Source organism: Williamsia sp. R60 (assembly GCF_054063855.1).
The window spans coordinates 937,520-957,354 of record NZ_JBSSGR010000002.1 but is presented as its reverse complement, the minus strand read 5'-3'; the positions used below and the strand labels follow the sequence as shown (position 1 = coordinate 957,354).

The window sequence follows — 19,835 nt, the reverse complement described above, 5'->3', positions numbered from 1 at the left end:
GTTACGTCGGAGCGCAAGTGTGCGCTCAAACCCGTCGATGCGGTGTCTGTAGACCGAGCGTGGGCCAGTAACCCGAGCGCCCGCGCAACCCCGCTCGGGAAACTCGTAGACGCGGTATCTGTAGGCCGAGCAGGCACAAGTATTGCGAGCGCTCCCCCGAGCCCGCTCGCGAAACTCGTCAAAGCGATGCCCGTAGACCGAGCGTGGGCCAGTAACGCGAGCGCTCACCAACCCCCCGGCACCGTACCCACAGCTCCCGTGAACGATTGCGCCACAACAGCTTTCGACGTAACCGCCGACCGAGTACCTACTCGGTTACAGCTTTTCGACGGGCAGACCACCCAGTGACATGAGGGTGATCCGTCCGGCGCTGCCGAAGTCGAAGGTGACGCGCTCGGTGGGGCCGGCTCCTTCTTTGCCCACCACCTTGCCCATCCCGTACTTGGGATGGGTCACCCGGTCGCCAACGGTCACGTGAACCTGCTTGTTGCGACCACGGGTCGGCGAGCCGAACGACTCCTGGCGCCGCGAACCCGACCCGAATGAACGGCCACCGAATCCACGACCCTCGCCGAAACCGCGGCCGTTGTCGCCGTAATCCCGGCCACCGTCGTTGGTCATGCGCCCCATCCCACGCCGCGGCTCGGTGCGTCGCCAATCGATGAGATGCTGCGGGATCTCTTGCAGGAAGCGCGATTCGGGGTTCTGCATCGGCGATCCCCACGCCGAGCGGACCATCGCCCGGCTCAGGTACAGCCGTTTGCGGGCACGGGTGATGCCGACGTATGCAAGCCTGCGTTCTTCCGACAACTCGGCGGGGTCACCCAGAGCCCGCATGTGCGGGAACTGACCGTCTTCCCAACCGGTGACGAAAACGACGGGGAACTCCAGACCCTTCGCCGTGTGCAACGTCATCAACGTCACCACGCCGTCCTCGTCGTCGGGCACCTGGTCGGCGTCGGCCACGAGGGCCACACGTTCGAGGAAGGCCGCCAACGACCCCGGCTCCGGCTCACCGTCGTCGGGTGTCAGACCGTCGTCGTCGCCGTTGTCCAGTTGCGTCTCCGGCGGTTCGGCAGCCGCGGCTTCGGCACTGAACTCCCTTGCCACCGAGATCAATTCGTTGATGTTGTCGAGTCGGGCGCCGTCTTGTGGATCCGATGAGCCCTCGAGCTCGTCCCGATATCCGGTGCGTTCGACGATCGCCTCGACCAGTTCGCCGATGTCGCCGGCCTCGCTACCCGCATCGACTGCCGCCACGTCGGCGCCGTCGGACCCGGCCGCGCCGAAACTCGCGAGGAAGTCGTTCCGCAGGCCCTCGATGAGTTCGATGAACCCGGAGATCTGTTTGGTGGCACGGGTGTTGAGCAACGGCACCTTGCCTTCGGCCCCATCGATCAGCGCCTGGTAGAAACTGATGCCGGCGTTCTCCGAGTGGACGGCCACGCAGGCTTCCGCGCGGTCCCCGATGCCACGACGGGGAGTGTTCAGGATGCGACGCAGACTGACCTGGTCGTCCGGATTGGCGACCACCCGTAGGTACGCCACGACGTCCCGGACTTCTTTGCGCTCATAGAACCGGACCCCACCGACCACCTTGTAGGGGATTCCGAGCCGGATGAACACTTCTTCCAGCGCACGCGAAGCGGTGTTGGTGCGATAGAAGGCCGCGACGTCCGAGTACCGGAACTCGCCCGTGTCGGTGAGGGCGTCGATCTCCCGGGCGATGAACTGGGCCTCGTCGTGCTCGTTGTCGGCGACGTAGCCGACGATCAGTTCGCCATCACCGGAATCGGTCCACAACTTCTTCTCCCGTCGGCCCGCGTTGCGGGAGATCACCGCGTTGGCGGCCGACAGGATGGTCTGTGTGGAACGGTAATTCTGTTCCAGCAGAATGGTTTCGGTGTCCGGGAAGTCGCGCTCGAACTCTTCGATGTTGCGGATGGTGGCACCGCGGAAGGCATAGATCGACTGGTCCGCATCACCCACCACACACAGTTCCGAAGGGCTCACGTTTCCGACGCTTCCCGTTCCGACCATCTCCCGCACCAGCACGTACTGCGCATGGTTGGTGTCCTGGTATTCGTCGACCAAGACGTGCCGGAATCGGCGCCGGTAGTACTCCGCGACCTCCGGATGAGCCTGCAGCACACCGACCGTCTCGCCGATCAGATCGTCGAAGTCGAAGGCGTTCGCGGCGCGCAGGCGCTGCTGGTACTGCCGATAGATCTGGGCGATCGTCTGCGCGGCCGGCTCCCCGCTCTCCTCGGCGGCCGCGGCCGCACCGTCCGGATCCACCAGTTCGTTCTTGAAGTTGGATATCGCGATCCCGACCCCTCGGGGGCTGAACTTCTTGGGGTCGAGGTCCATGTCGCGCACGATCATGCCGAGCAACCGGCGCGAGTCGTCCGCGTCGTAGATCGAGAAGTTGGAGTTCATCCCGGTCAGCAGCGACGCCTGGGCGCGCAGTATTCGCACGCAGGTGGAGTGAAAAGTGCTGACCCACATCCGCAGAGCCCGGGGACCGACCAGATCGACCACTCGTTCGCGCATCTCGGCGGCGGCTTTGTTGGTGAAGGTGATCGCGAGTACCTGGCCGGGACTGACGTCGCGCTCGGCGAGCAGGTACGCGATCCGGCGGGTGAGCACCGCGGTCTTGCCCGACCCGGCGCCGGCGACGATCAGCAGCGGTGACCCCGCATGGAGCACCGCAGCCCTCTGTTGGGGGTTGAGCCCATCAAGCAGCTCAACAGCACGCCGCGAGGGCGTACGGGTGTTTTCCTGCAGGTTTCCAGTGGCCAGACCCGGCAGCGACGGATTGGGAGCAGCGCTTTTCATCGTCTTACAAAGTTACCCGCTCGCCCCGACAACTCACGCCACCGAACCACCTGTCGGCCCGCCTGGGTAGCATCGCCTCGACTGATGGTCAGTGGTCGCGGGCGTCTCGATGGGAGGCCACCCGCGGCGGGGGTTTCGGGCGGGGGCTCATGCGTAGCAGAACTGTGGCCGGTGCGGCTTTGGCGGCGGCTGTCTTGGGGCTGGTGGTGGTCCTGGTGGCGATCTTTGTACCCCGGACCACCGATGGCTCCGCGTCGGCACCCGCTCCGATAGTCGTGCAGAAGAGCCTCACCGAGGCTGCCGGCCAATTCGCAGCCCACCCTGGCGCGAAATACACCGGGTCGGTGTCCTCCGACCGCGACAAGATCAATCTCGACGAGGTCGTGGTGTCGGCCGCGGGCGACCTGTCCGGGCGGATCAAGGTCGGCGGCGAGGCCGCCGAGATCATCGGCGTGAACGGCCAGACCTTCGCCAAGGGTTCCGCCGGGTTCTGGAAAGGCCAACTCGAAGACACCCCGAAGATCAATTACGAAGCAGTCGCGACCGGGTGGGCGCAGCTCGACCCGGCCGTGTTCCCCGATCTGGGCCGTCTGCTGGCACCACCGACCCTGGCCGGTGCCGTGGCGGGCGACGACAAACTCTTCGACCTCACCGCGCGTGGTCCTGCGAACGGACTGATCGGAACACCTGACGTCCGGTACCGGCCGGCGGGGCTGCCTGCGGTAGTCGCCGAGAGCGACTCCGTCGTGCTGGCCGGGGACTCGCTCCGCATCACCACGCAGGATGACGGCGGCATCTCGTCGGTCAGCGGCCCGCTCCCGGCCGGCGGCGGCAACGTGTTCGACGTCGACCTGCAAGCCCAGAAAGCCGGACCCAACGAGGTCGGCCGGGTGTACGACACCATCGGCGAGCAGACCGCGGCCCTGACTCACGTGCCGGCCCCCTACATCCGTCCCGATTTCGCCGCCAGCGGCTTCCGGCTGTCCGTCTCGCCGTGCAGCCCGCCTGTCTGCGAATACATCGTCACCTACGTGGCTTCCACCCCGTCGCCCACCGGTCCAGGGTCGGCCACAGTCGTCGGCAACATGACGCTCACCCTCAACGGCCGTCCCGTCGGCGGGACCTGCGCCCATACCGTCACCGTTCCACTCAACGGCCGTGCCGAGTCGCGCTGCCCGTTCACCGTCCCGAACGAGGACGGCACGCTCAAAGGCGACGTCACCTATGTGTTCACCACCTTCCTGGATCAGGATCGTGGTGCGTTCGAGAACGCGCTCAGCGCCAACAAGAAGTCGGCGACCACCGGCACTGTGGGCACATGGAAACCAGCGGGATTCAAGGAGACTCGGCAGGCGCGTGACCACAGCAGGCAGGTCACCGGCCTCCCGTCCACATTCGTCTACGAGCTGAACGAGTACGCGTTCGATGGCCGGGCGCCCGACGGCACCCTGTTGATGACATTCGGCCCGGGCTACGCCGACAACATCGGCCGCGACGGACTTCTCGGCTCCGACTGGGAAGGCACCGAAGTGCTCCTCGAGAATGCGGATCAACAGCTCGAGGCAGCGGGTTCGACACCTGTCCGCTGGGTGTTCGCCGAACCGGAGGCCGCCGAGGCCGTCGGGAAAACCCTCCAGTCACAAGGGGTTCGAGGTATCACGACCGTCGCGGTGCAGACGGGCTGACGGATTGACGGGCTGACTGCGTACGAACCCGATCAGGGCGCACGCACGAGTTCGCCGACGCGGCCTTGGCCCACATGCAGTTGCAGGCCCGGCGTCACGGGACGCAACTTAATCTCAAAACCAGACCCCTCGACCTGAACGAACACGGTGTGCAGACCTGCCTTCACGGGCACCTCGAGCGACGAGTCCTCGGCCAGACCGATCCGCACGGTTCCGTCGGTGTTGGCGCAGTACGGAAACGCCACCACCCAGGTCCAGTCGAGCAGCGGACCGTTCAGGGGGATCGATGACGGCCCGGTGATCTCGGGTCGATCGCATGCCCCGGCGCCTTCGCCGAAGGTTCTCGCGGCAGTCACGTCGCCTGCCACCAAATGGCCCTGGTCGTCGAGGACCTGCAGTTTGTCGGTCCACGGGCCGAAAGTGGGTCGCTGGTCGAGCGCAGCAAAGACCTTGCCCACCTGATTGTCGGGGTAGGTCACCGGCAGGATCACCAGCAGTGGGAGGGCATGGTCCAACATTCGTGTTCCGGCCGCTTGCGCCAGCGACGCCCGCGCGTTGGCCATGTACTCCTCGGTCGGGCTCGAGTTCCATTCGTCGGCGAATTCGGCGGTCGAGACCAACGAGCTACCGATGTAGGCGACACCGACCACGGCGGCGGCAATTGTCGCTGACCGGGCCGGAAGGGCAGTGCTGCGCCGAGCGTGACCAGCTGCACCGGCCGAGGAGCGTCGACGTCGAGGAGCCGACACCAGCAGCGCCATCGCGACCGTGATCACCAAGGCAGTGTCCGGCAGATACCGCAGTGTCTGCGCCAACTCGAGGGAGGTGAACTCGCTTGTCCGGCTCCAGAACAGCGGGATCTGCAACACCACGGCGTAAGCGAACACCGCAACCAGGACCAGGGCCGCGCCGCGCCTGGTCCAGAGGACATAGGCGACCGCCGCGATCAGGACCACCCAGCCGGCCGCGATCATCCAGTCGTGAGGTTGGGCCATCGGCGGGCTCGGCAACCAGCGGGTCCAGAACCACGGCCCTCCCACGCCGGCGGGCACCAGGCCACGGTTGATCGACCGCCACGTGAGCGACATCGCCTGGCCGATCGAATGCCCGTCGGCGATGGACGTGGAGGCGAAGTACACGACCGTCCATGCGGCGGCGACTGCTGCCATCGCGATCCACAATTCGCGAGCCGCAGTCCATGCCGTACGGATGGGGCGGATGAGCCCGGGCCCCTCGGCCGACGAATTGACGTGAACCCACAGCACCGCGGCGACCGCGGCAACCGGCAGGATCAGCAGCGATTTCTCGAAGAACGCCAGCGCCACCACGAACACCACCAGCGATCGGATGATGACCCGGCGGCGATCGGCAACCTGCCCGCGACAGAGCTGCACCACGTCGGCCACCACCACCGCCATCGCGAATTGCAGTGGCAGTGTGTTGAGACCCGCCGCCCACCACGTGTAGGCCGGCACGGTCATCGGGGTGAACAGGAAGAACACCAGCGGCACCAGCAGAATCGGGCGGACACGACCTGCGATCACCACCACCATGCGCAGCACGGCCAGTGACACCGCGAGCTGACCGACCACCAGCGTGACCGCAGGTATCGCCCAGTTCAGCGGGCTCATTTCGGTGATCACCCCGGCCACGAGGAATGCCCCTGGCATGAGATGCCCGTCGTGATCCTGCATCAGGTAGGACCATGACCAGATCGACTCGGTCGATGCGCGGCCGATCAGGATCAGGTCGTCCCAGTAGAAGTATCCGCGCTCGACGAGCCATATCCGGATCACGGTCTGGACGGCGATCAGAGCGAGGGCAATCCACACGACCGTCCGCGCAGAAGGCTTGACGGTCAGCACCTGGTGGGCCGTCCGATACCTGAGGTCCCCGGTCGTCGATTCACCGGACCACTCTTACCAGCGCCCCGATACTGCGTGGCACACTTGGCTGCGTGACTGCTGACCAGCCGATTGATTTGTCCGGCTTCGATTTGGGCTCTGACGTGGGCGACCTTCCGGAGAGCATCGACGACCTGCGCGCCGAGATCGATCGTGTCGACGCCATCATCCTGGCCGCGATCAAGCGGCGTACCGCGGTGTCCAAGCGTATCGGCCAGGCGCGGATGGCGTCCGGCGGCACCCGTCTGGTGCACAGCCGCGAGATGAAGGTGCTCGAACGCTTCAGCGAGCTGGGCCAAGAGGGTCACACGCTGGCGATGATGCTGCTCCGGCTGGGCCGGGGACCACTCGGCCGATAGCCCTACCCTGCCCGTCACCCGGGTGGCGGAGTTTTACCCACGCCGATCAAAAGTGTGGCCCGGCCTCCGGGTTGCTTGCAGGATTGGCGACTTGATCCAAACGCGCACGCACATGGTGGGATGAATATGCCTGAGAACGTTCTGTTGATCCATTGGCATGACCTCGGTCGCCACCTCGCCTGCTACGGGGCCGAGGGTGTCGAGAGCCCGACGATGGACGCGCTGGCCGAGGACGGCATCCGGTTCACCAACGCCCATTCCACCGCGCCGCTGTGCTCCCCTGCCCGGGGCTCGTTGTTCACCGGCCGGTACCCACATTCCAACGGCCTCGCCGGGTTGGCGCACCATGGCTTCGAGTATCACGACGACGTCCAGACCCTCCCACAGGTGCTGGGCGACAACGGTTGGCGCACAGTGCTGTTCGGGATGCAGCACGAATCGAGCGACCCCACCCGGCTCGGCTTCGACGAACTCGACGTCTCCGATTCCGAATGCGACTACGTGGTGGCGCAGTCTCAGGAATGGTTACGTGACCTCGCCGGCGACCCCGAACGTGCGTCGACTCCGTTCCTGCTGACGGCCGGTTTCTTCGAGACCCACCGGCCCTACCCGCCCGACGAGTACAAGCACGCCGACCCCAAAAGCATCGTGGTCCCCGATTTCCTGCCCGATGCGCGGCCGGTACGCGAAGATCTGGCAGGCCTGCACGGCTCGATCACCAAGGCGGATGCGGCGGTGGGCCGGCTTCTCGACACGGTGGCCGAATTGGGGCTCGACCGCACCACCTGGATCGTGTTCATCACCGACCACGGACTGGCGTTCCCGCGCGCAAAATCCACCCTCTATTCCGAGGGCACCGGCGTTGCGCTGATCATCCGTCCGCCGTCGGCTCGGGGCATCGAGCCGTTCGTGTACGACGATCTCTTCAGCGGTGTCGATCTCACGCCGACCGTGCTCGAACTCGTCGGTGTCGACGTTCCCGAGGCCGTCGAGGGGTTCTCTCACGCCGCCCCGATCGCTGCGGGTGAGATCGCCTCGGTACGGACCGAGGTGTTCACCGAGAAGACCTACCACGACAATTTCGACCCGATCCGGGCCGTTCGCACCGACCGGTTCTCCTACATCGAGAACTATGCGAGTCGCCCTGCGCTGAGCCTCCCACTCGACATCCGCGACAGCCCGTCGGCACGGGCTCTCGACGGGTCGCAGGACCTGCCCCGCGCGCCGAGGGAACTGTACGACCTGACCACCGACCCTCTCGAGCTGAACAACCTGATCGACGATCCCGAATTGTCCGATGTTGTGGCCGACCTGTCCGGGCGGTTGACCAGGTGGCGCACCGAAACCGGTGACGACCTCCCGTCAGAGACCGACGGGAACTCGATCGCACACGACTTCATGACCCGCTACCAGCGCCAGCTCGACAAGGTCGACGTCGACCACGCCGACCGCTCGCTGCCGTCGCGTCGCACCCGGGCCGAAGAGCGCGAGCTCCGCAACGTCCCGACCCGGCACACCCAACACAGTCACTGACGAAGTTCCCGGCACCTGCCGGGAACAATCCACCACGGCCCCGTCTCTTATCTCCGAATGCAGCAAACGAGCTGCAGCACCGGAAGATTCACTCCCCCGAGAAAAGAGACCGCCATGGAAAGCCAGTACTTCGACACCGACTACAACGGCATCGTCGACACCATCGTCACCGACACGAACGGCGACGGTTACGTCGACGTCCAGGAGTGGGACACCAACGCCGACGGCTGGGCCGATGAGGCCGAGTACGACTACAACTACGACGGCTATGTCGACGAGTACGCCTCCGACACCGACTACGACGGTTTCTACGACGTGGTGATCGCGGCCTGACCGCCATCACGCCGGCCGGGTCACTTCAGCAGTGAGGTGACCCGGTTTCGTCGTTTGCACAGCTCAGACGTCCTGATCGTCAGGTTGCTCATCGTCGGCTCACAGCCGCTTACCAGGTTCGGCGCGCAAAATTGTCTTCACCAGCGCCACACCGACCAGAGCAGGTACGACGATGATTGCCTCCGCAACCCTCTTCGGTCTCGACACCGATATAGCGGTGTCGGTCACCGACCCCAACTGTCTCGACCGCGCCGTGCGGCACACCCGGTCGCTCGCTCGGCGACTCGACGAGACGATCAACCGCGGGTTCGCGAGCGCCGAGATCATCGCACTCGACCTGGCCGACGGAGAACCGGTGATGGTCTCGTCGCTGCTCGATCAGGTCATCATCGAAGCCCTGTTCTACGACGACCTCACCGACGGCGCCACGCAAGCGGTCCTGGGACCGGCGACGGGTTCACCCGTCCCGCCATGGCATCGGGTGAACATCGGCGGCGCGGCGACCACAATTCCTGCCGGCCTGAGACTGGACCTGATGGCGACCGGCCGGGCTTTCCTGGCTGATCATGCCGCCGAGGTGCTCGCCCGGGAGCTCGGCTGCGGTGTCCTCATCCGGGTCGGCGCTGTCGCCGCCACGGCCGGCGAGGCACCATCCGGCGGACGGGGCACCGACGAACCCTGGACCGTCGACATCGACGGCGTGCGCATCCCGCTCTGTGCCGGACAGGCAACGGCACGAGTCGGTGACAGACGTGGCGCCGCCGGACAGATGACGATCGTCGCCGGCAGCGCGGCCATGGCCTACGCCGCGGGGCTCTACGTTCTACGGGCACCCGCCGACCCCTCGCCATGGCTTCGTGATCATGCCGCAGCGATCATCGGCGATGAAGACGGAAACGCACACGCGCGCCCGTACGGCGGACTTCCGGTGGCCGCAGCGTGATCGGTGACGGCCCGCGTCCCTGAGGCACACCTGGCGACGTCTAGCTGCCGCCAATCATCTGACGACAGTCATCTGCCGACGGTGCGGAATCCGGCGTTGCCCATCGACGATTCCGGGGTGTTGTGCGACCGCGCCGAGTTCCGGTAGCGATTGCAGTACGAGTCGTGACAGAGGTAGGAACCCCCGCGCAGCACACGCGCGCGTCCCCGCTGGGGCCCGACGGGGTCGACCACATCGCCACTGCGGTAGTACCGGGGATCGAATCGGTCCTCGCACCACTCCCAGACATTGCCGGCCATCTGCCACAACCCGAAACCGTTGGGCGCGAATGCTGTCATCGGTGCAGTACCGACGAATCCGTCATCCCCGGTGTTGTTCGAGGGGAACTCGCCCTGCCAGATGTTGCATTGCCAGGTCCCATCGGCCGCCAGCAACTCGTCTCCCCACGGGTAGCGGGCGCCCGCGATCCCACCTCGCGCTGCGTACTCCCACTGGGCCTCGGTGGGTAGCTTGCGCCCCGACCACTCGCAATATGCCTGTGCATCATGCCAACTGATGTGCACGACAGGATGGTCGCCGAGGCCGTCCAGATAGGACGTAGGGCCGAACGGGTGCGCCCAGTCCGCACCGGCGACCGCCAGCCACCACGGCGCGGTCGGAGACCGGCCCACCACATCGCTGCCCTCGGCCACCAGTGAATGGAAGACGGCCGAGGATCCCTGTCGCTCGGCCACCGTCGCGTAGCCGCTGGTTGCCACGAACTCCGCGAAGTCGTTGTTGCTCACCGTGACGGCGTCGATGTCGAACGCGCTGACCGCGACCTCGTGCAGCGGCGACTCTCCGTCTGCGGCAAACCCGTCGCCCGTCGAATCACCCATGGTGAATGTCCCGGCCGGTATGCTCACCTGGGAAACCCGGTGCGTGCCCCGACCCTCGACGGAGGTCGCCGACAACTCCGGCATTCCTTCGGACCGTGGGGTGCAGCAGGACATGGACTCATCGTATTCGGCTGCCGGTACCACCGGAGTGTTCGCCGACGTATCGCGAACAGTTCGACCGCTCGCTGCGAGCCGAGCGCTCGATCTGGATAGGCTGACGGTCGAGGTCATCCTCAGTGCAGATGTGCAGTTCGTAACCGACGAAGGGGTCTGTCGAAAAATGAGTAGCGTCCCGAGCGAGTCCGCCCGCGAGTTCGACCTGACCGGGTCACATGCCTGGCAGCAGCTGTCGGCCCACCAGTCGCACGTGTACGCGATGCACCTGCGGGAGGTCTTCGCGGTGGACCCCAAGCGCGGTGCCGAGCTGACCATCGACGTCGGCGACCTCCACATCGACTACTCCAAGCATCGCGTCCTGCGCGAGACCCTCGATCTGCTGCTCGACCTCGCCCGGGAGGTCGGTCTGGAAGAGAAGCGCGACGCCATGTTCTGGGGCGAGCACATCAACACCTCGGAAGACCGTGCTGTGCTGCACACAGCACTGCGGTTGCCACGCGACGCCACGCTCAAGGTGGACGGCCAGGACGTGGTGCATGACGTCCACGAGGTGCTCGACGCCATGGGTGAGTTCACCGACAAGCTGCGTTCGGGTGAGTGGAAGGGACACACCGGCAAACCGATCGAGACCGTGGTGAACATCGGCATCGGTGGCTCCGATCTCGGGCCCGTGATGGTCTATCAGGCATTGCGTCACTACGTCGACACCGCGATCCGCTGCCGGTTCGTCTCGAACGTCGATCCCGCCGACCTGGTTGCCACCCTCGCCGATCTCGATCCGGAGACCACCCTCTTCGTGATCGCATCCAAGACCTTCACCACGCTGGAAACGCTCACCAACGCGGCGGCGGCGCGTACCTGGCTGCTCGAGAAGCTGGGTGCCGGACCCGAGGCCGTCGCCAAACACTTTGTCGCCGTGAGCACCAACGCCGAGAAGGTGTCCGAGTTCGGCATCGACACGGCGAACATGTTCGGCTTCTGGGATTGGGTCGGTGGGCGCTACTCGGTGGACTCCGCGATCGGCCTGTCGGTGATGGCGGCGATCGGCAAGGAGGCCTTCGCCGATTTCCTCGCGGGTTTCAATGTGGTCGATCGGCATTTCCGCACCGCGCCGCTGCACCAGAACGCGCCGGTCATCCTGGGCCTGATCGGCCTCTGGTATTCGAACTTCTGGGACGCCGGAGCCCGTGTGGTGCTGCCCTATTCGAACGATCTCTCCCGGTTCGCCGCGTACCTGCAGCAGCTCACGATGGAGTCGAACGGCAAATCGGTCGACGCGCACGGGCACCACGTCACCACGGACACCGGCGAGATCTTCTGGGGCGAGCCGGGAACCAACGGGCAGCACGCGTTCTACCAACTGCTCCATCAGGGCACCAGGATGGTGCCGGCAGACTTCATCGGTTTCGCCGAGCCCACCGACGACCTGCCGACGGCTGATGGCACCGGCAGCATGCACGACCTGTTGATGAGCAACTTCTTCGCTCAGACAAAGGTTCTCGCGTTCGGCAAGACCGCCGACGAGGTCGCCGCCGAAGGCGTCGACCCGCATGTGGTGGCGCACAAGGTCATGCCGGGCAATCGGCCTTCCACCTCCATCCTGGCCCCGAAGCTGACGCCGTCGGTGGTCGGTCAGTTGATCGCCCTGTACGAGCATCAGGTGTTCGTCGAAGGTGCGATCTGGGGTATCAACAGCTTCGATCAATGGGGCGTCGAACTCGGCAAGACGCAGGCAAAAGAACTGCTCAAGATCATCACCGATGACGAATCCCCCGCACCGCAGGATGATTCGTCCACCGACTCACTGGCCCGCTGGTACCGGACCCACCGGGGCCGCACCGCGTGAGAGCACAGGGGCGCCGCATCGGCGCACCCCGGCGCATCGATCGGCTCGGGGTGGCCGATGACATCTTCTGGCGAACCCACCACGGAATGGGTATCCCCACCTCGATGCAGGGACTGTGGCGCTTCGACACCGTCCTGACCCCCGCGGATCTCGAGCCGATGTACCAGGCCCTGGCCGCGGGCCCGCTGACGCGACGCGTGGTGCGCGGGCGGGTGTGGCCGGCGCGGAGCAGCTTTGTCCACGGCGCAAACCTTGCCCCGATCCATTCGGAGAGCGGACCCTTGCCTCCCGGCGGGATCACGGAGTGGGCCGACTCCCGAGGCGACACCACCCTGAACATCGACACCGGCCCGGTGTGGGAACTCTCGGTCGCCAGACTTTCCGAGGGCGGCAGCGTGGTGTCGCTGCTCTGTTCACATGTGGTCGCCGATGCCCTGTCTCTTGTCCGTGCCGTGCAGATCGCCTCGGGTGCAGCGCCTCCCGTCGATGGGGTCAACGATCTGCCCACCGTGTCCGACGACATGCGTGATGCGGCCAGACAGCTGCGGACGGTCGTCGGGGGTGTCGCACGAAGTCTGTGGAAGGCGATGATCGACTCGCGTCGGCGAGCCGAATTGTTCGCGGCGGCAACTGGATCGGAGCCGATGCCCGCGAAAACCGAAGGTGCTCCCACCTGGCGTGAACCGACAGCCATCTTCTCGATCGATCTCGGCGCCTGGCGCGAGATGGCAGATGCACACGGCGGTACGGCCAACACGTTGTTCACGGCACTGATAGCCGAACTGGTGTTGCAGGTCCGGGGTTCGGGCCCTGTCGAGTTAATCATTCCGATCTCACTGGGTGGTGCCGCCGGGAATTCACTGACGGCGGCGACGGTGTCGGTGTCCACGATCGACGAGTGCCGAGACCTGGCCGGTCTGCGCACCCGCGCACGTCTCGCGTTTCAAGCCGCAGGGACGGGTGTGGGCATCGGTCCGCCGGCAGGAATGCCCGAAGAATTGGTGCAGGTGATCGGTCATCGGGCTGCCCACAGGCTGATGCCCGACCCAGGATCACGAGATGGTCTGGCGTCCAATCTCGGTGCGCTCGACGGCATGTTGACGATGCTTGCCGGTCATCGCGGCCGCGCCATCGCCGCACGGTCGGTTCACGGCGGACTCACCGGTCGGCAATGCGGGCACACCCGGACATCAGTTGCCGGCTGGGCCGCCACCACGGGCGACTGCCTCACGTTCTGTGTCGGAACGCCCGATCCGGCAGTCGCGCGCAGCGAGGATCTGCGCCTTCTGATCGACCAGATCCTTGCTCGATGGGATCTGACACCGACGTACTGGTAGTCGAGGTCAGAGCGGCGCCCACTCCGGGTTCCGGCCGATGAAACCGAGCAATCTGGTCTGCGCATCGGCGTCATCGGACACCGGCACGCGGGCGCCGTATTGACCCGACGATCGAATCATCTCTTCGGCCGGCTCCATTCCGGCCAGCAGTGCGGCACAGAAGGCTGGGTCGAGCCGGTCGTCCTGGCCGGTGGCACGGGCGATGTCCCAGGTGTGCATGAACACGTCGGCGGTGTAGAACTGGTCGATCGCGCGGCCGAGCGGTACGTCGCCGATGTGCGGGTTGCTCAGGACCAAGTCCTCGGTCGCCGGGTCGTCGAGCACCGCCTGCACGGCGTCACACTGGGTGAGCCACGCCCCGACCGGGTCGTCGTCGACGCTCGGCCCGGACGGCAACCGAACACCGCTGCCGCCGGCGAGGAACGGTGGGAACCACTCTGTCAGGTGGCGCACCACATCTCGGGCCGTCCAGCCGGCGACCGGTGACGGCACATCCCAGGACTGCGTGCCCCGGACGCGATCGCTGAAGATCCGGCAGACCTCACGGTGCCGTTCGGCTGGTTGATCAGACAGCGTCACTGGTCAGCATCTCCTCGAGTTTGGCGTATCCCTCGTTGACCCCGACCTCCATACCGCTCCGAAGCCAGGCGTCTCGGCCCTCGAAACTGTCCACCAGCGATTGCGTGCGCAGCCGGGTACGTCCGTCGCCGAGGTCGTCGAACCACAGGGTTTCCAGGGCCACCCCATCGGGGTCTCCTTCGTACGTGAATGTCTGCACGATGCGGTCCGGCCGGATGTCGTGGAAGCAGCCGCGAAAAGCGTATTCCTCTCCGTCGCGGGTGGATACGAACCGCCAGCTGCCGCCGGAGCGCGCGTCCCATTCGTCGATACGTGTGTCCAGAGCGCTGGGTCCGATCCACTGCGCGAACAGCTCGGGATCGGTGTGCGCCCGCAACAGCTGCTCGGGCGTGCCCGCGAACTCACGGGTGATGCGAATGATCGGCACGGTCGGATCGGCCTCGATCTTCGCTTCGGTGGTGGTGCTCATGCCGTGTTTCCTTTCTGCTCAACGTTGCCTGACTCGGTGTCGTTCACATGTGCAAGAACCGCGTCCAGACGGCGGTATCGCTCCTCGGCGCGCCGCCGGTACCGCTCGATCCAGTGGTCCATCAGGTCGAAGACCTCCGCTTCGAGTCGAACGGGCCGGGGCTGGGGCCCCGGCGGCCGTGTCACCACTCCGGCGTTTTCCAGGACCTTGAGATGCTTGTAGACCGCCTGAAGCGAAATCGGGTAAGGGTCGGCGAGCTCATTCACCGTCGAATCACCGGCCGAGAGCCTGGTCACCATGTCGCGCCTTGTCGGATCCGCAAGCGCGGCAAAGATCCGCGATAGCTCGTCCACCACGCGCCCCCTTCCTCGGCTTTCAACCTTTCGATTTAAACCAAGATAGATCGCTACGGACGCGCGAGTCAACCACCAGGTTGAAAGAGTCGGACTCGGCGCTGCGGGTTGACCCACGACAACGAGCACGTACCGTCGGACCAATGAGTTTTTCCGCCTCCGAGGTCCACTCGGCGTTCGAATGGACTGATACCAACCGACTTTGGCTGATCGAGAACCCCATCCGGATTGTGATCTATGTCCTGGCGGGCCTGGCCGTCAGGTATGTCGCACACCGAGTGATCGACCGTGCCACCCGGCGGCCACGGGCCACCGGTGACGGTGATGCACACCAGAAGCCCGCGATCGTGCGCCATCTGCGCGAACGAACTCCCAAGGCGCTGCGTGATCCCCAGGTGATCGAACGGCGACAACAACGGGCCGAGACAATCGGTTCGGTTCTCAAATCCACAGCCTCGATCCTCATCCTGGTGTGGGTGGTGCTCACCTGCCTGAGCGTGGTGCAGGTGAACATCGCACCGTTTCTCGCCTCCGCCGGACTTGTCGGTCTGGCCATCGGTTTCGGTGCCCAGAACCTGGTCCGGGATTTCGTCTCGGGCGTCTTCATGCTGCTCGAAGATCAGTACGGAGTCGGCGACATCGTCGACCTCGGTGAAGCCATCGGCGAGGTGGAAACCGTGGGGCTGCGTGTCACCACCGTCCGGGACATCGATGGAACCCTCTGGTACGTCCGCAACGGCGAGATCGTCCGGGTCGGCAACATGAGCCAGGACTACGCCGTGGCCCGGGTCGAGGTGCCCATCGCCCACAACGTCGATCTCGAACGCGCCGAACAGGTCACACTCGACGCCGCACACGAGGCAGTGGCTGACGAATCCACCGCCCGGGACGTCCTCGGCGCACCCGAAATGCTCGGTGTGCAAGAGATCTCGGCTGACATGGTGACCTTGCGAGTGCTCATCAAGACCCGACCGAACGCACAGTGGTCGCTGCAGCGTCGCGTCCGCAAGCAGATCTTGGAAGCCTACGAGGCGAACGGCATTCGTCTGCCGTACCCCAATGGCCGGGAGCTGGGCCCGTCGGCACTCGTCAGCGCCGGCGAGGCTCCGGGCTCCTAGCCGTCACTCCCAGCGGGCCTGATCGAACAGCTCGTCGGGAATGGGGTCGCCTGGTTGCACGTCAAGGGCTTCGAGGCGACCCATGATGACGGCGGCCAGCGCCACGTGGGTGACCACGTCACGGGGTTCGGTCACCCGTTCGTCGGCAGACCCGCCGATGAACTCGAGTTCCACTGTCGGCGCGCAGGTTCCCATCGGTATCTCGCGGTGTCCCGTCTCGGCGAGCCATGCCGAGAAAGCTTCGCCGTCAACGGCTTCGGTGATATCGCCGCGGTCGATGGACGCCATCAGCTCGGGAAGCGTTGCGAGCTCGCCGCTGTCGCCGGTCGACGGGTCGAAGCCGAAGACCTGATCGGGGGCCACGTCCGGTTCCTCGTCGAGGGTGAAGTAGAGGATGCCCCGCCAATCGCCCGCGTAGCAGGTGATGTCGTCGCGACCGAAGACATCGCAGAGCAGATCACTCATGCGTACCTGGCGTTCGCTGCCGTAGAGCTGGAATGCGCCGCGCCCGTAGACCTCGCCCTTTCGTTTACCCATACCGCTCACCCTACGTCGCCCGTCATCGGCGTCCAGCACTTACGATCACCGCATGAGTGTGCGTTCCACTGTGGTCATTGCAGCCCTCAGCGCAGTCGCCATCGCCCTGGCCGGTTGTTCGAGCAGTGGTGACGACAAAGATCCGGCGCCCGCGAGTCCGCGCGTCACCGTGCCGGTCTCGGCCGATGTCACCCTGCCTGCCGGACCTCCGGAGCGGACCGAACCCGGCGACTCACTGCAGTGGTCGCAGACAGCAGTTCTACCGGCCGATGCGTTTCGCCCCGAGCAGCAGTTGGCCGGGTTCACGGTCACCGGCATCGAGCCCGGAGCCGACGGCGATCTGCCGGAGTCGTTCACTCATGGCGGCACACCCTTCTACGTGCGCCTCACAATCACCCAAGCCGTCGACCGTCAGCGCAACACGATGTCGACGGCGGGGTTCGCGGGCAGCGCCGACGGCGTAACGCCGGCACTCACCCTCACACCTCCGGACGGGTTCGCCAAATGTCAGGCGGCCGAACGGCCACAGACGTTGACCAAGGGGCAGTCGTTCGCCACGTGCCTTGTGGCGCTTGCCGATCCGGGCACACAGTTGAGCAGGGTGATCTATTGGGCCGACACCGGAGAGGGACCATTCGACTACAAGTCCGCACCCGTGGTGTGGTCGGACGGATCCCCGGTGCCCCCCTCGGGTTCGGCCGTTCCGACCAGCTGATCGACCGTCGCGACCGAGCTCCGGGGTATCTGCCCACGCGTGTGGGTTGTTCGCCTGAAGATCCGCTGAAAGCTCCCGCTGGCCTGCGATGAACGGCCCACCTACCATCGAGGCAGCCCTCAGCAAGGAGATCGGTACAGGTGTCAGCCGACAGGACACGCGGTGTCCGTGCGATGTTCCGCCGCGATCAGGGAGTGCGCATGCGCTCCACCGTCGTCGCGACCATCATCGTCGCGCTTGCGCTGGTGACCGGCGGCGCCCTGATGCTGTACATGCTGCACCGCCACCAGGACCGCACGATGTACGAGTCGACGGGTTCACGGTCGTACGAGATAGCCCGCCAGATCGATGAAGGTGGCATCGGCAACATCGCTCCCCGGTTGCTCGCCCCCACCACGGGCGTGGACATCATCCAGGTGGTGAACGCGAACGGCGTCGTGGTGTTCAGCTCGCCCGATTCCGACGAAGATCCCATCTACCCCGTCTCTCCTGGGTGGTGGAAGACCGAGCGTTTCGACGTCGAGGTTCCCGGTCGATCCGGGACGTACTGCGGACAGGTGACCGGTGCCCAGTGGCAGGGTGTCGACTACAACGTGATCACCGCGGTCTCGAAACAGCCCTACCTGTCCGGGTTGCGCGGCACCGCAGTGATTCTCGCGATCGAGTTCCCGCTGATCATCCTGATCGCGGGTGCGGCGGTGTACTACTTCGTCGGCCGCGCGCTTCGGCCGGTCACCCGCATCACCGAGCAGGTCGAGGCCATCACGAGTTCGGATCTGAGTCGGCGCGTTCCGGTGCCCACCACCGACGACCAGGTGACCCGGCTGGCTTCCACCATGAACACGATGCTCGAACGGCTCGAGCAGAGCCGGGACAGTCAGTTGCAGTTCGTGGGCGATGCCTCCCACGAATTACGTTCGCCGCTCACCACATTGGTGGGCATCCTCGACCTCGCCGATGACACCGACTCCGCCGTCGACGTCGACACCGTTCGCACGATCCTGCTCCCCGAGGCCCTGCGGATGAAGGCCATGGTCGCAGATCTTCTGCTGCTGGCACGTGCGGATGAGCGCGGTATCCCGTTGATCGTCGACGAGGTGGACCTCGACGACATCGTCGGCGCCGAGGCTCAACGGCTCCGCTCACTCGGGTTGGCAACAGTGGTCGCGGAGGTGACGCCCATCCGGGTGATCGGCGATTCGGAGAAATTGACCCGCGCGGTCCGCAACGTGACCGACAACGCATCTCACCACGCGAACACCACGATCACGCTGTCGATGAGCGAGGACGTCGGGGCGGGCACCGCCACGATCGAGGTGGCCGACGACGGCCCCGGTGTACCGGCGGATGCTCGCGGGAAGATCTTCGATCGCTTCTACCGCCACGGCAATGATCGCGGCCGGCACTCCGGCGGATCGGGGCTCGGTCTGCCCATCGCCGCCGAGATCGCGCGGGCGCACGGCGGATTCATCGCCGTCTCGGACACGCCGGGCGGCGGGGCCACCTTCAGCATCACGATCCGGACCGAGACCACCATTGCGGCCGAGACCGGCAAGGCCGCCGCCGGCAGCCCCGAGCCGTCACTGGTCGTCGGACAGGCAGTATCCGGATCCGCGCACAGTGCGGATTGAATCCAGGCCGAACGGGACGTCGATGCGCTTGCGGAGGTAACGCACGTACACCTCGACGATGTTCACGTCCCCGCCGTAGTTGTCGTCCCAGATCGCTTGCATGATCTGCGTTTTGGTGACAACACGACCCTTGTTGCGCATCAGGAACTCGAGCACCGAGTATTCGCGCGGTGTGAGTTTGATCGGCTCGCCGTCACGGGTCACCCCGTGGTCGGAGGGATCGAGCCGCAGGGTCCCGGCGGAGAGAACGGCCGGTCGCTCCTTGCCTCCGCGGCGCAGCAGAGCCCGCAGACGCGCCTTGAGGACCACCACGGAAAAGGGCTTCACCAGGTAGTCGTCGGCGCCGTAATCCAACGCCTCGGCCTGGTCGTATTCACCATCCTTGGCGGACAGCATGAGCACCGGCGTCCAGATCTCCCGCGCACGCAGTGCTTTGATCACCTGGTAGCCGTTCATCTCCGGCAGCATGATGTCGAGCACCATGACGTCGAACTCGTTCTCGGTCGCCTGCCACAAGCCGTCGGCCCCGTCGCGGGCGATCACCACCCTCCACCCGTCACTGACCAGCATCCGGCGAACTGTCTCTGCCGCGCGGACGTCGTCCTCGACCACCAGAACGCGCACCTAGCCGACCTCCGACCCCGATTGTGTCCCACAGGC

The 19,835-nt window shown here is 65.6% G+C and carries 18 protein-coding genes; 10 read left to right on the top strand and 8 right to left on the bottom strand.

Translation table 11 applies throughout. From position 1 onward, the window contains the following. Positions 1 to 315 precede the first annotated feature (315 nt). Positions 316 to 2,838, bottom strand: a complete 2,523-nt coding sequence (locus ACVWY6_RS11350) for a UvrD-helicase domain-containing protein (RefSeq protein ID WP_457538073.1) — start codon at positions 2,836 to 2,838, stop codon at positions 316 to 318. Positions 2,839 to 2,987: 149 nt separating this feature from the next. On the opposite strand from ACVWY6_RS11350, the gene ACVWY6_RS11345 reads away from it, so the two are divergent. After that, on the top strand, positions 2,988 to 4,523 hold the full coding sequence (locus tag ACVWY6_RS11345; RefSeq protein WP_457538071.1) for a hypothetical protein: 1,536 nt from the start codon (positions 2,988 to 2,990) through the stop codon (positions 4,521 to 4,523). Positions 4,524 to 4,555: 32 nt separating this feature from the next. On the opposite strand, the gene ACVWY6_RS11340 is transcribed toward ACVWY6_RS11345, so the two are convergent. Further along, positions 4,556 to 6,388, bottom strand: a complete 1,833-nt coding sequence (locus ACVWY6_RS11340) for a hypothetical protein (protein WP_457538069.1) — start codon at positions 6,386 to 6,388, stop codon at positions 4,556 to 4,558. A 92-nt stretch (positions 6,389 to 6,480) separates the two neighbouring features. On the opposite strand from ACVWY6_RS11340, the gene ACVWY6_RS11335 reads away from it, so the two are divergent. The 4 genes from ACVWY6_RS11335 (at position 6,481) to ACVWY6_RS11320 (ending at position 9,595) form a co-directional block, all read left to right on the top strand. Next, the gene (locus tag ACVWY6_RS11335) at positions 6,481 to 6,786 is read left to right on the top strand and encodes a chorismate mutase (protein WP_023962670.1); all 306 of its coding nucleotides are present in this window, start codon (positions 6,481 to 6,483) and stop codon (positions 6,784 to 6,786) included. A 126-nt stretch (positions 6,787 to 6,912) separates the two neighbouring features. Continuing rightward, positions 6,913 to 8,319, top strand: a complete 1,407-nt coding sequence (locus ACVWY6_RS11330; protein ID WP_457538068.1) for a sulfatase family protein — start codon at positions 6,913 to 6,915, stop codon at positions 8,317 to 8,319. Positions 8,320 to 8,433: 114 nt separating this feature from the next. Further along, positions 8,434 to 8,652, top strand: a complete 219-nt coding sequence (locus ACVWY6_RS11325; protein WP_023962665.1) for a hypothetical protein — start codon at positions 8,434 to 8,436, stop codon at positions 8,650 to 8,652. A 172-nt stretch (positions 8,653 to 8,824) separates the two neighbouring features. Next, on the top strand, positions 8,825 to 9,595 hold the full coding sequence (locus ACVWY6_RS11320; RefSeq protein ID WP_457538066.1) for a hypothetical protein: 771 nt from the start codon (positions 8,825 to 8,827) through the stop codon (positions 9,593 to 9,595). Between the two features lie 68 nt (positions 9,596 to 9,663). On the opposite strand, the gene ACVWY6_RS11315 is transcribed toward ACVWY6_RS11320, so the two are convergent. Next, complete coding sequence (locus ACVWY6_RS11315) at positions 9,664 to 10,587, bottom strand: formylglycine-generating enzyme family protein (RefSeq protein WP_457538064.1); 924 nt, start codon at positions 10,585 to 10,587, stop codon at positions 9,664 to 9,666. Positions 10,588 to 10,753: 166 nt separating this feature from the next. Between ACVWY6_RS11315 and pgi the strand changes: the two genes are divergently transcribed. Next, positions 10,754 to 12,436 (top strand): glucose-6-phosphate isomerase, encoded by a 1,683-nt coding sequence (pgi, locus tag ACVWY6_RS11310; RefSeq protein WP_457538062.1) that lies wholly within the window; start codon positions 10,754 to 10,756, stop codon positions 12,434 to 12,436. Further along, positions 12,433 to 13,773, top strand: coding sequence for a hypothetical protein (locus tag ACVWY6_RS11305; RefSeq protein ID WP_457538060.1), 1,341 nt, complete (start codon positions 12,433 to 12,435; stop codon positions 13,771 to 13,773). Before pgi ends, ACVWY6_RS11305 begins: the two co-directional genes overlap by 4 nt. Before the next feature lie 6 nt (positions 13,774 to 13,779). Here ACVWY6_RS11305 and ACVWY6_RS11300 read toward each other — a convergent pair whose 3' ends face one another. Genes ACVWY6_RS11300 through ACVWY6_RS11290 form a run of 3 tightly spaced genes read right to left on the bottom strand, consistent with a single transcriptional unit; the run spans position 13,780 to position 15,177 of the window. Beyond that, on the bottom strand, positions 13,780 to 14,352 hold the full coding sequence (locus ACVWY6_RS11300; RefSeq protein ID WP_457538058.1) for a TIGR03086 family metal-binding protein: 573 nt from the start codon (positions 14,350 to 14,352) through the stop codon (positions 13,780 to 13,782). Beyond that, complete coding sequence (locus ACVWY6_RS11295; protein WP_165842466.1) at positions 14,339 to 14,821, bottom strand: SRPBCC family protein; 483 nt, start codon at positions 14,819 to 14,821, stop codon at positions 14,339 to 14,341. The genes ACVWY6_RS11300 and ACVWY6_RS11295 overlap by 14 nt, the downstream gene beginning before the upstream one ends. Further along, on the bottom strand, positions 14,818 to 15,177 hold the full coding sequence (locus ACVWY6_RS11290) for an ArsR/SmtB family transcription factor (RefSeq protein WP_457538056.1): 360 nt from the start codon (positions 15,175 to 15,177) through the stop codon (positions 14,818 to 14,820). The genes ACVWY6_RS11295 and ACVWY6_RS11290 overlap by 4 nt, the downstream gene beginning before the upstream one ends. A gap of 140 nt (positions 15,178 to 15,317) precedes the next feature. Here ACVWY6_RS11290 and ACVWY6_RS11285 point away from each other — a divergent pair, with 140 nt between their 5' ends. Beyond that, positions 15,318 to 16,292 carry a mechanosensitive ion channel family protein gene (locus ACVWY6_RS11285; RefSeq protein WP_062800394.1) on the top strand — a complete coding sequence of 325 codons (975 nt, stop codon included), beginning with the start codon at positions 15,318 to 15,320 and terminating at the stop codon, positions 16,290 to 16,292. 3 nt (positions 16,293 to 16,295) lie between these two features. Here the strand turns inward: ACVWY6_RS11285 and ACVWY6_RS11280 are convergent, their stop codons facing one another. Further along, positions 16,296 to 16,829: a hypothetical protein gene (locus ACVWY6_RS11280; RefSeq protein WP_023962647.1), complete on the bottom strand. Its 534-nt coding sequence runs from the start codon at positions 16,827 to 16,829 to the stop codon at positions 16,296 to 16,298. A 52-nt stretch (positions 16,830 to 16,881) separates the two neighbouring features. On the opposite strand from ACVWY6_RS11280, the gene ACVWY6_RS11275 reads away from it, so the two are divergent. Both ACVWY6_RS11275 and ACVWY6_RS11270 read left to right on the top strand, forming a co-directional pair. Then, positions 16,882 to 17,544, top strand: a complete 663-nt coding sequence (locus ACVWY6_RS11275) for a hypothetical protein (RefSeq protein ID WP_457538054.1) — start codon at positions 16,882 to 16,884, stop codon at positions 17,542 to 17,544. 200 nt (positions 17,545 to 17,744) lie between these two features. After that, entirely contained in the window at positions 17,745 to 19,175 is a 1,431-nt protein-coding gene (locus ACVWY6_RS11270) for an ATP-binding protein (RefSeq protein WP_457538052.1), read from the top strand. On the opposite strand, the gene ACVWY6_RS11265 is transcribed toward ACVWY6_RS11270, so the two are convergent. Continuing rightward, positions 19,125 to 19,799 (bottom strand): response regulator transcription factor, encoded by a 675-nt coding sequence (locus ACVWY6_RS11265; RefSeq protein WP_457538051.1) that lies wholly within the window; start codon positions 19,797 to 19,799, stop codon positions 19,125 to 19,127. The two genes, ACVWY6_RS11270 and ACVWY6_RS11265, sit on opposite strands and share 51 nt — an antisense overlap. Between the last annotated feature and the right edge of the window lie 36 nt (positions 19,800 to 19,835).

Bases quoted from the DNA above. Each gene is read 5' to 3' on its own strand.
- ACVWY6_RS11275 (WP_457538054.1), top strand. From the start codon at position 16,882: ATGAGTGTGCGTTCCACTGTGGTCATTGCAGCCCTCAGCGCAGTCGCC.
- ACVWY6_RS11280 (WP_023962647.1), bottom strand. From the start codon at position 16,829: ATGGGTAAACGAAAGGGCGAGGTCTACGGGCGCGGCGCATTCCAGCTC.
- ACVWY6_RS11270 (WP_457538052.1), top strand. From the start codon at position 17,745: ATGCGCTCCACCGTCGTCGCGACCATCATCGTCGCGCTTGCGCTGGTG.
- ACVWY6_RS11320 (WP_457538066.1), top strand. From the start codon at position 8,825: ATGATTGCCTCCGCAACCCTCTTCGGTCTCGACACCGATATAGCGGTG.
- ACVWY6_RS11345 (WP_457538071.1), top strand. From the start codon at position 2,988: ATGCGTAGCAGAACTGTGGCCGGTGCGGCTTTGGCGGCGGCTGTCTTG.
- pgi (WP_457538062.1), top strand. From the start codon at position 10,754: ATGAGTAGCGTCCCGAGCGAGTCCGCCCGCGAGTTCGACCTGACCGGG.
- ACVWY6_RS11330 (WP_457538068.1), top strand. From the start codon at position 6,913: ATGCCTGAGAACGTTCTGTTGATCCATTGGCATGACCTCGGTCGCCAC.
- ACVWY6_RS11325 (WP_023962665.1), top strand. From the start codon at position 8,434: ATGGAAAGCCAGTACTTCGACACCGACTACAACGGCATCGTCGACACC.
- ACVWY6_RS11315 (WP_457538064.1), bottom strand. From the start codon at position 10,587: ATGTCCTGCTGCACCCCACGGTCCGAAGGAATGCCGGAGTTGTCGGCG.
- ACVWY6_RS11285 (WP_062800394.1), top strand. From the start codon at position 15,318: ATGAGTTTTTCCGCCTCCGAGGTCCACTCGGCGTTCGAATGGACTGAT.
- ACVWY6_RS11295 (WP_165842466.1), bottom strand. From the start codon at position 14,821: ATGAGCACCACCACCGAAGCGAAGATCGAGGCCGATCCGACCGTGCCG.
- ACVWY6_RS11350 (WP_457538073.1), bottom strand. From the start codon at position 2,838: ATGAAAAGCGCTGCTCCCAATCCGTCGCTGCCGGGTCTGGCCACTGGA.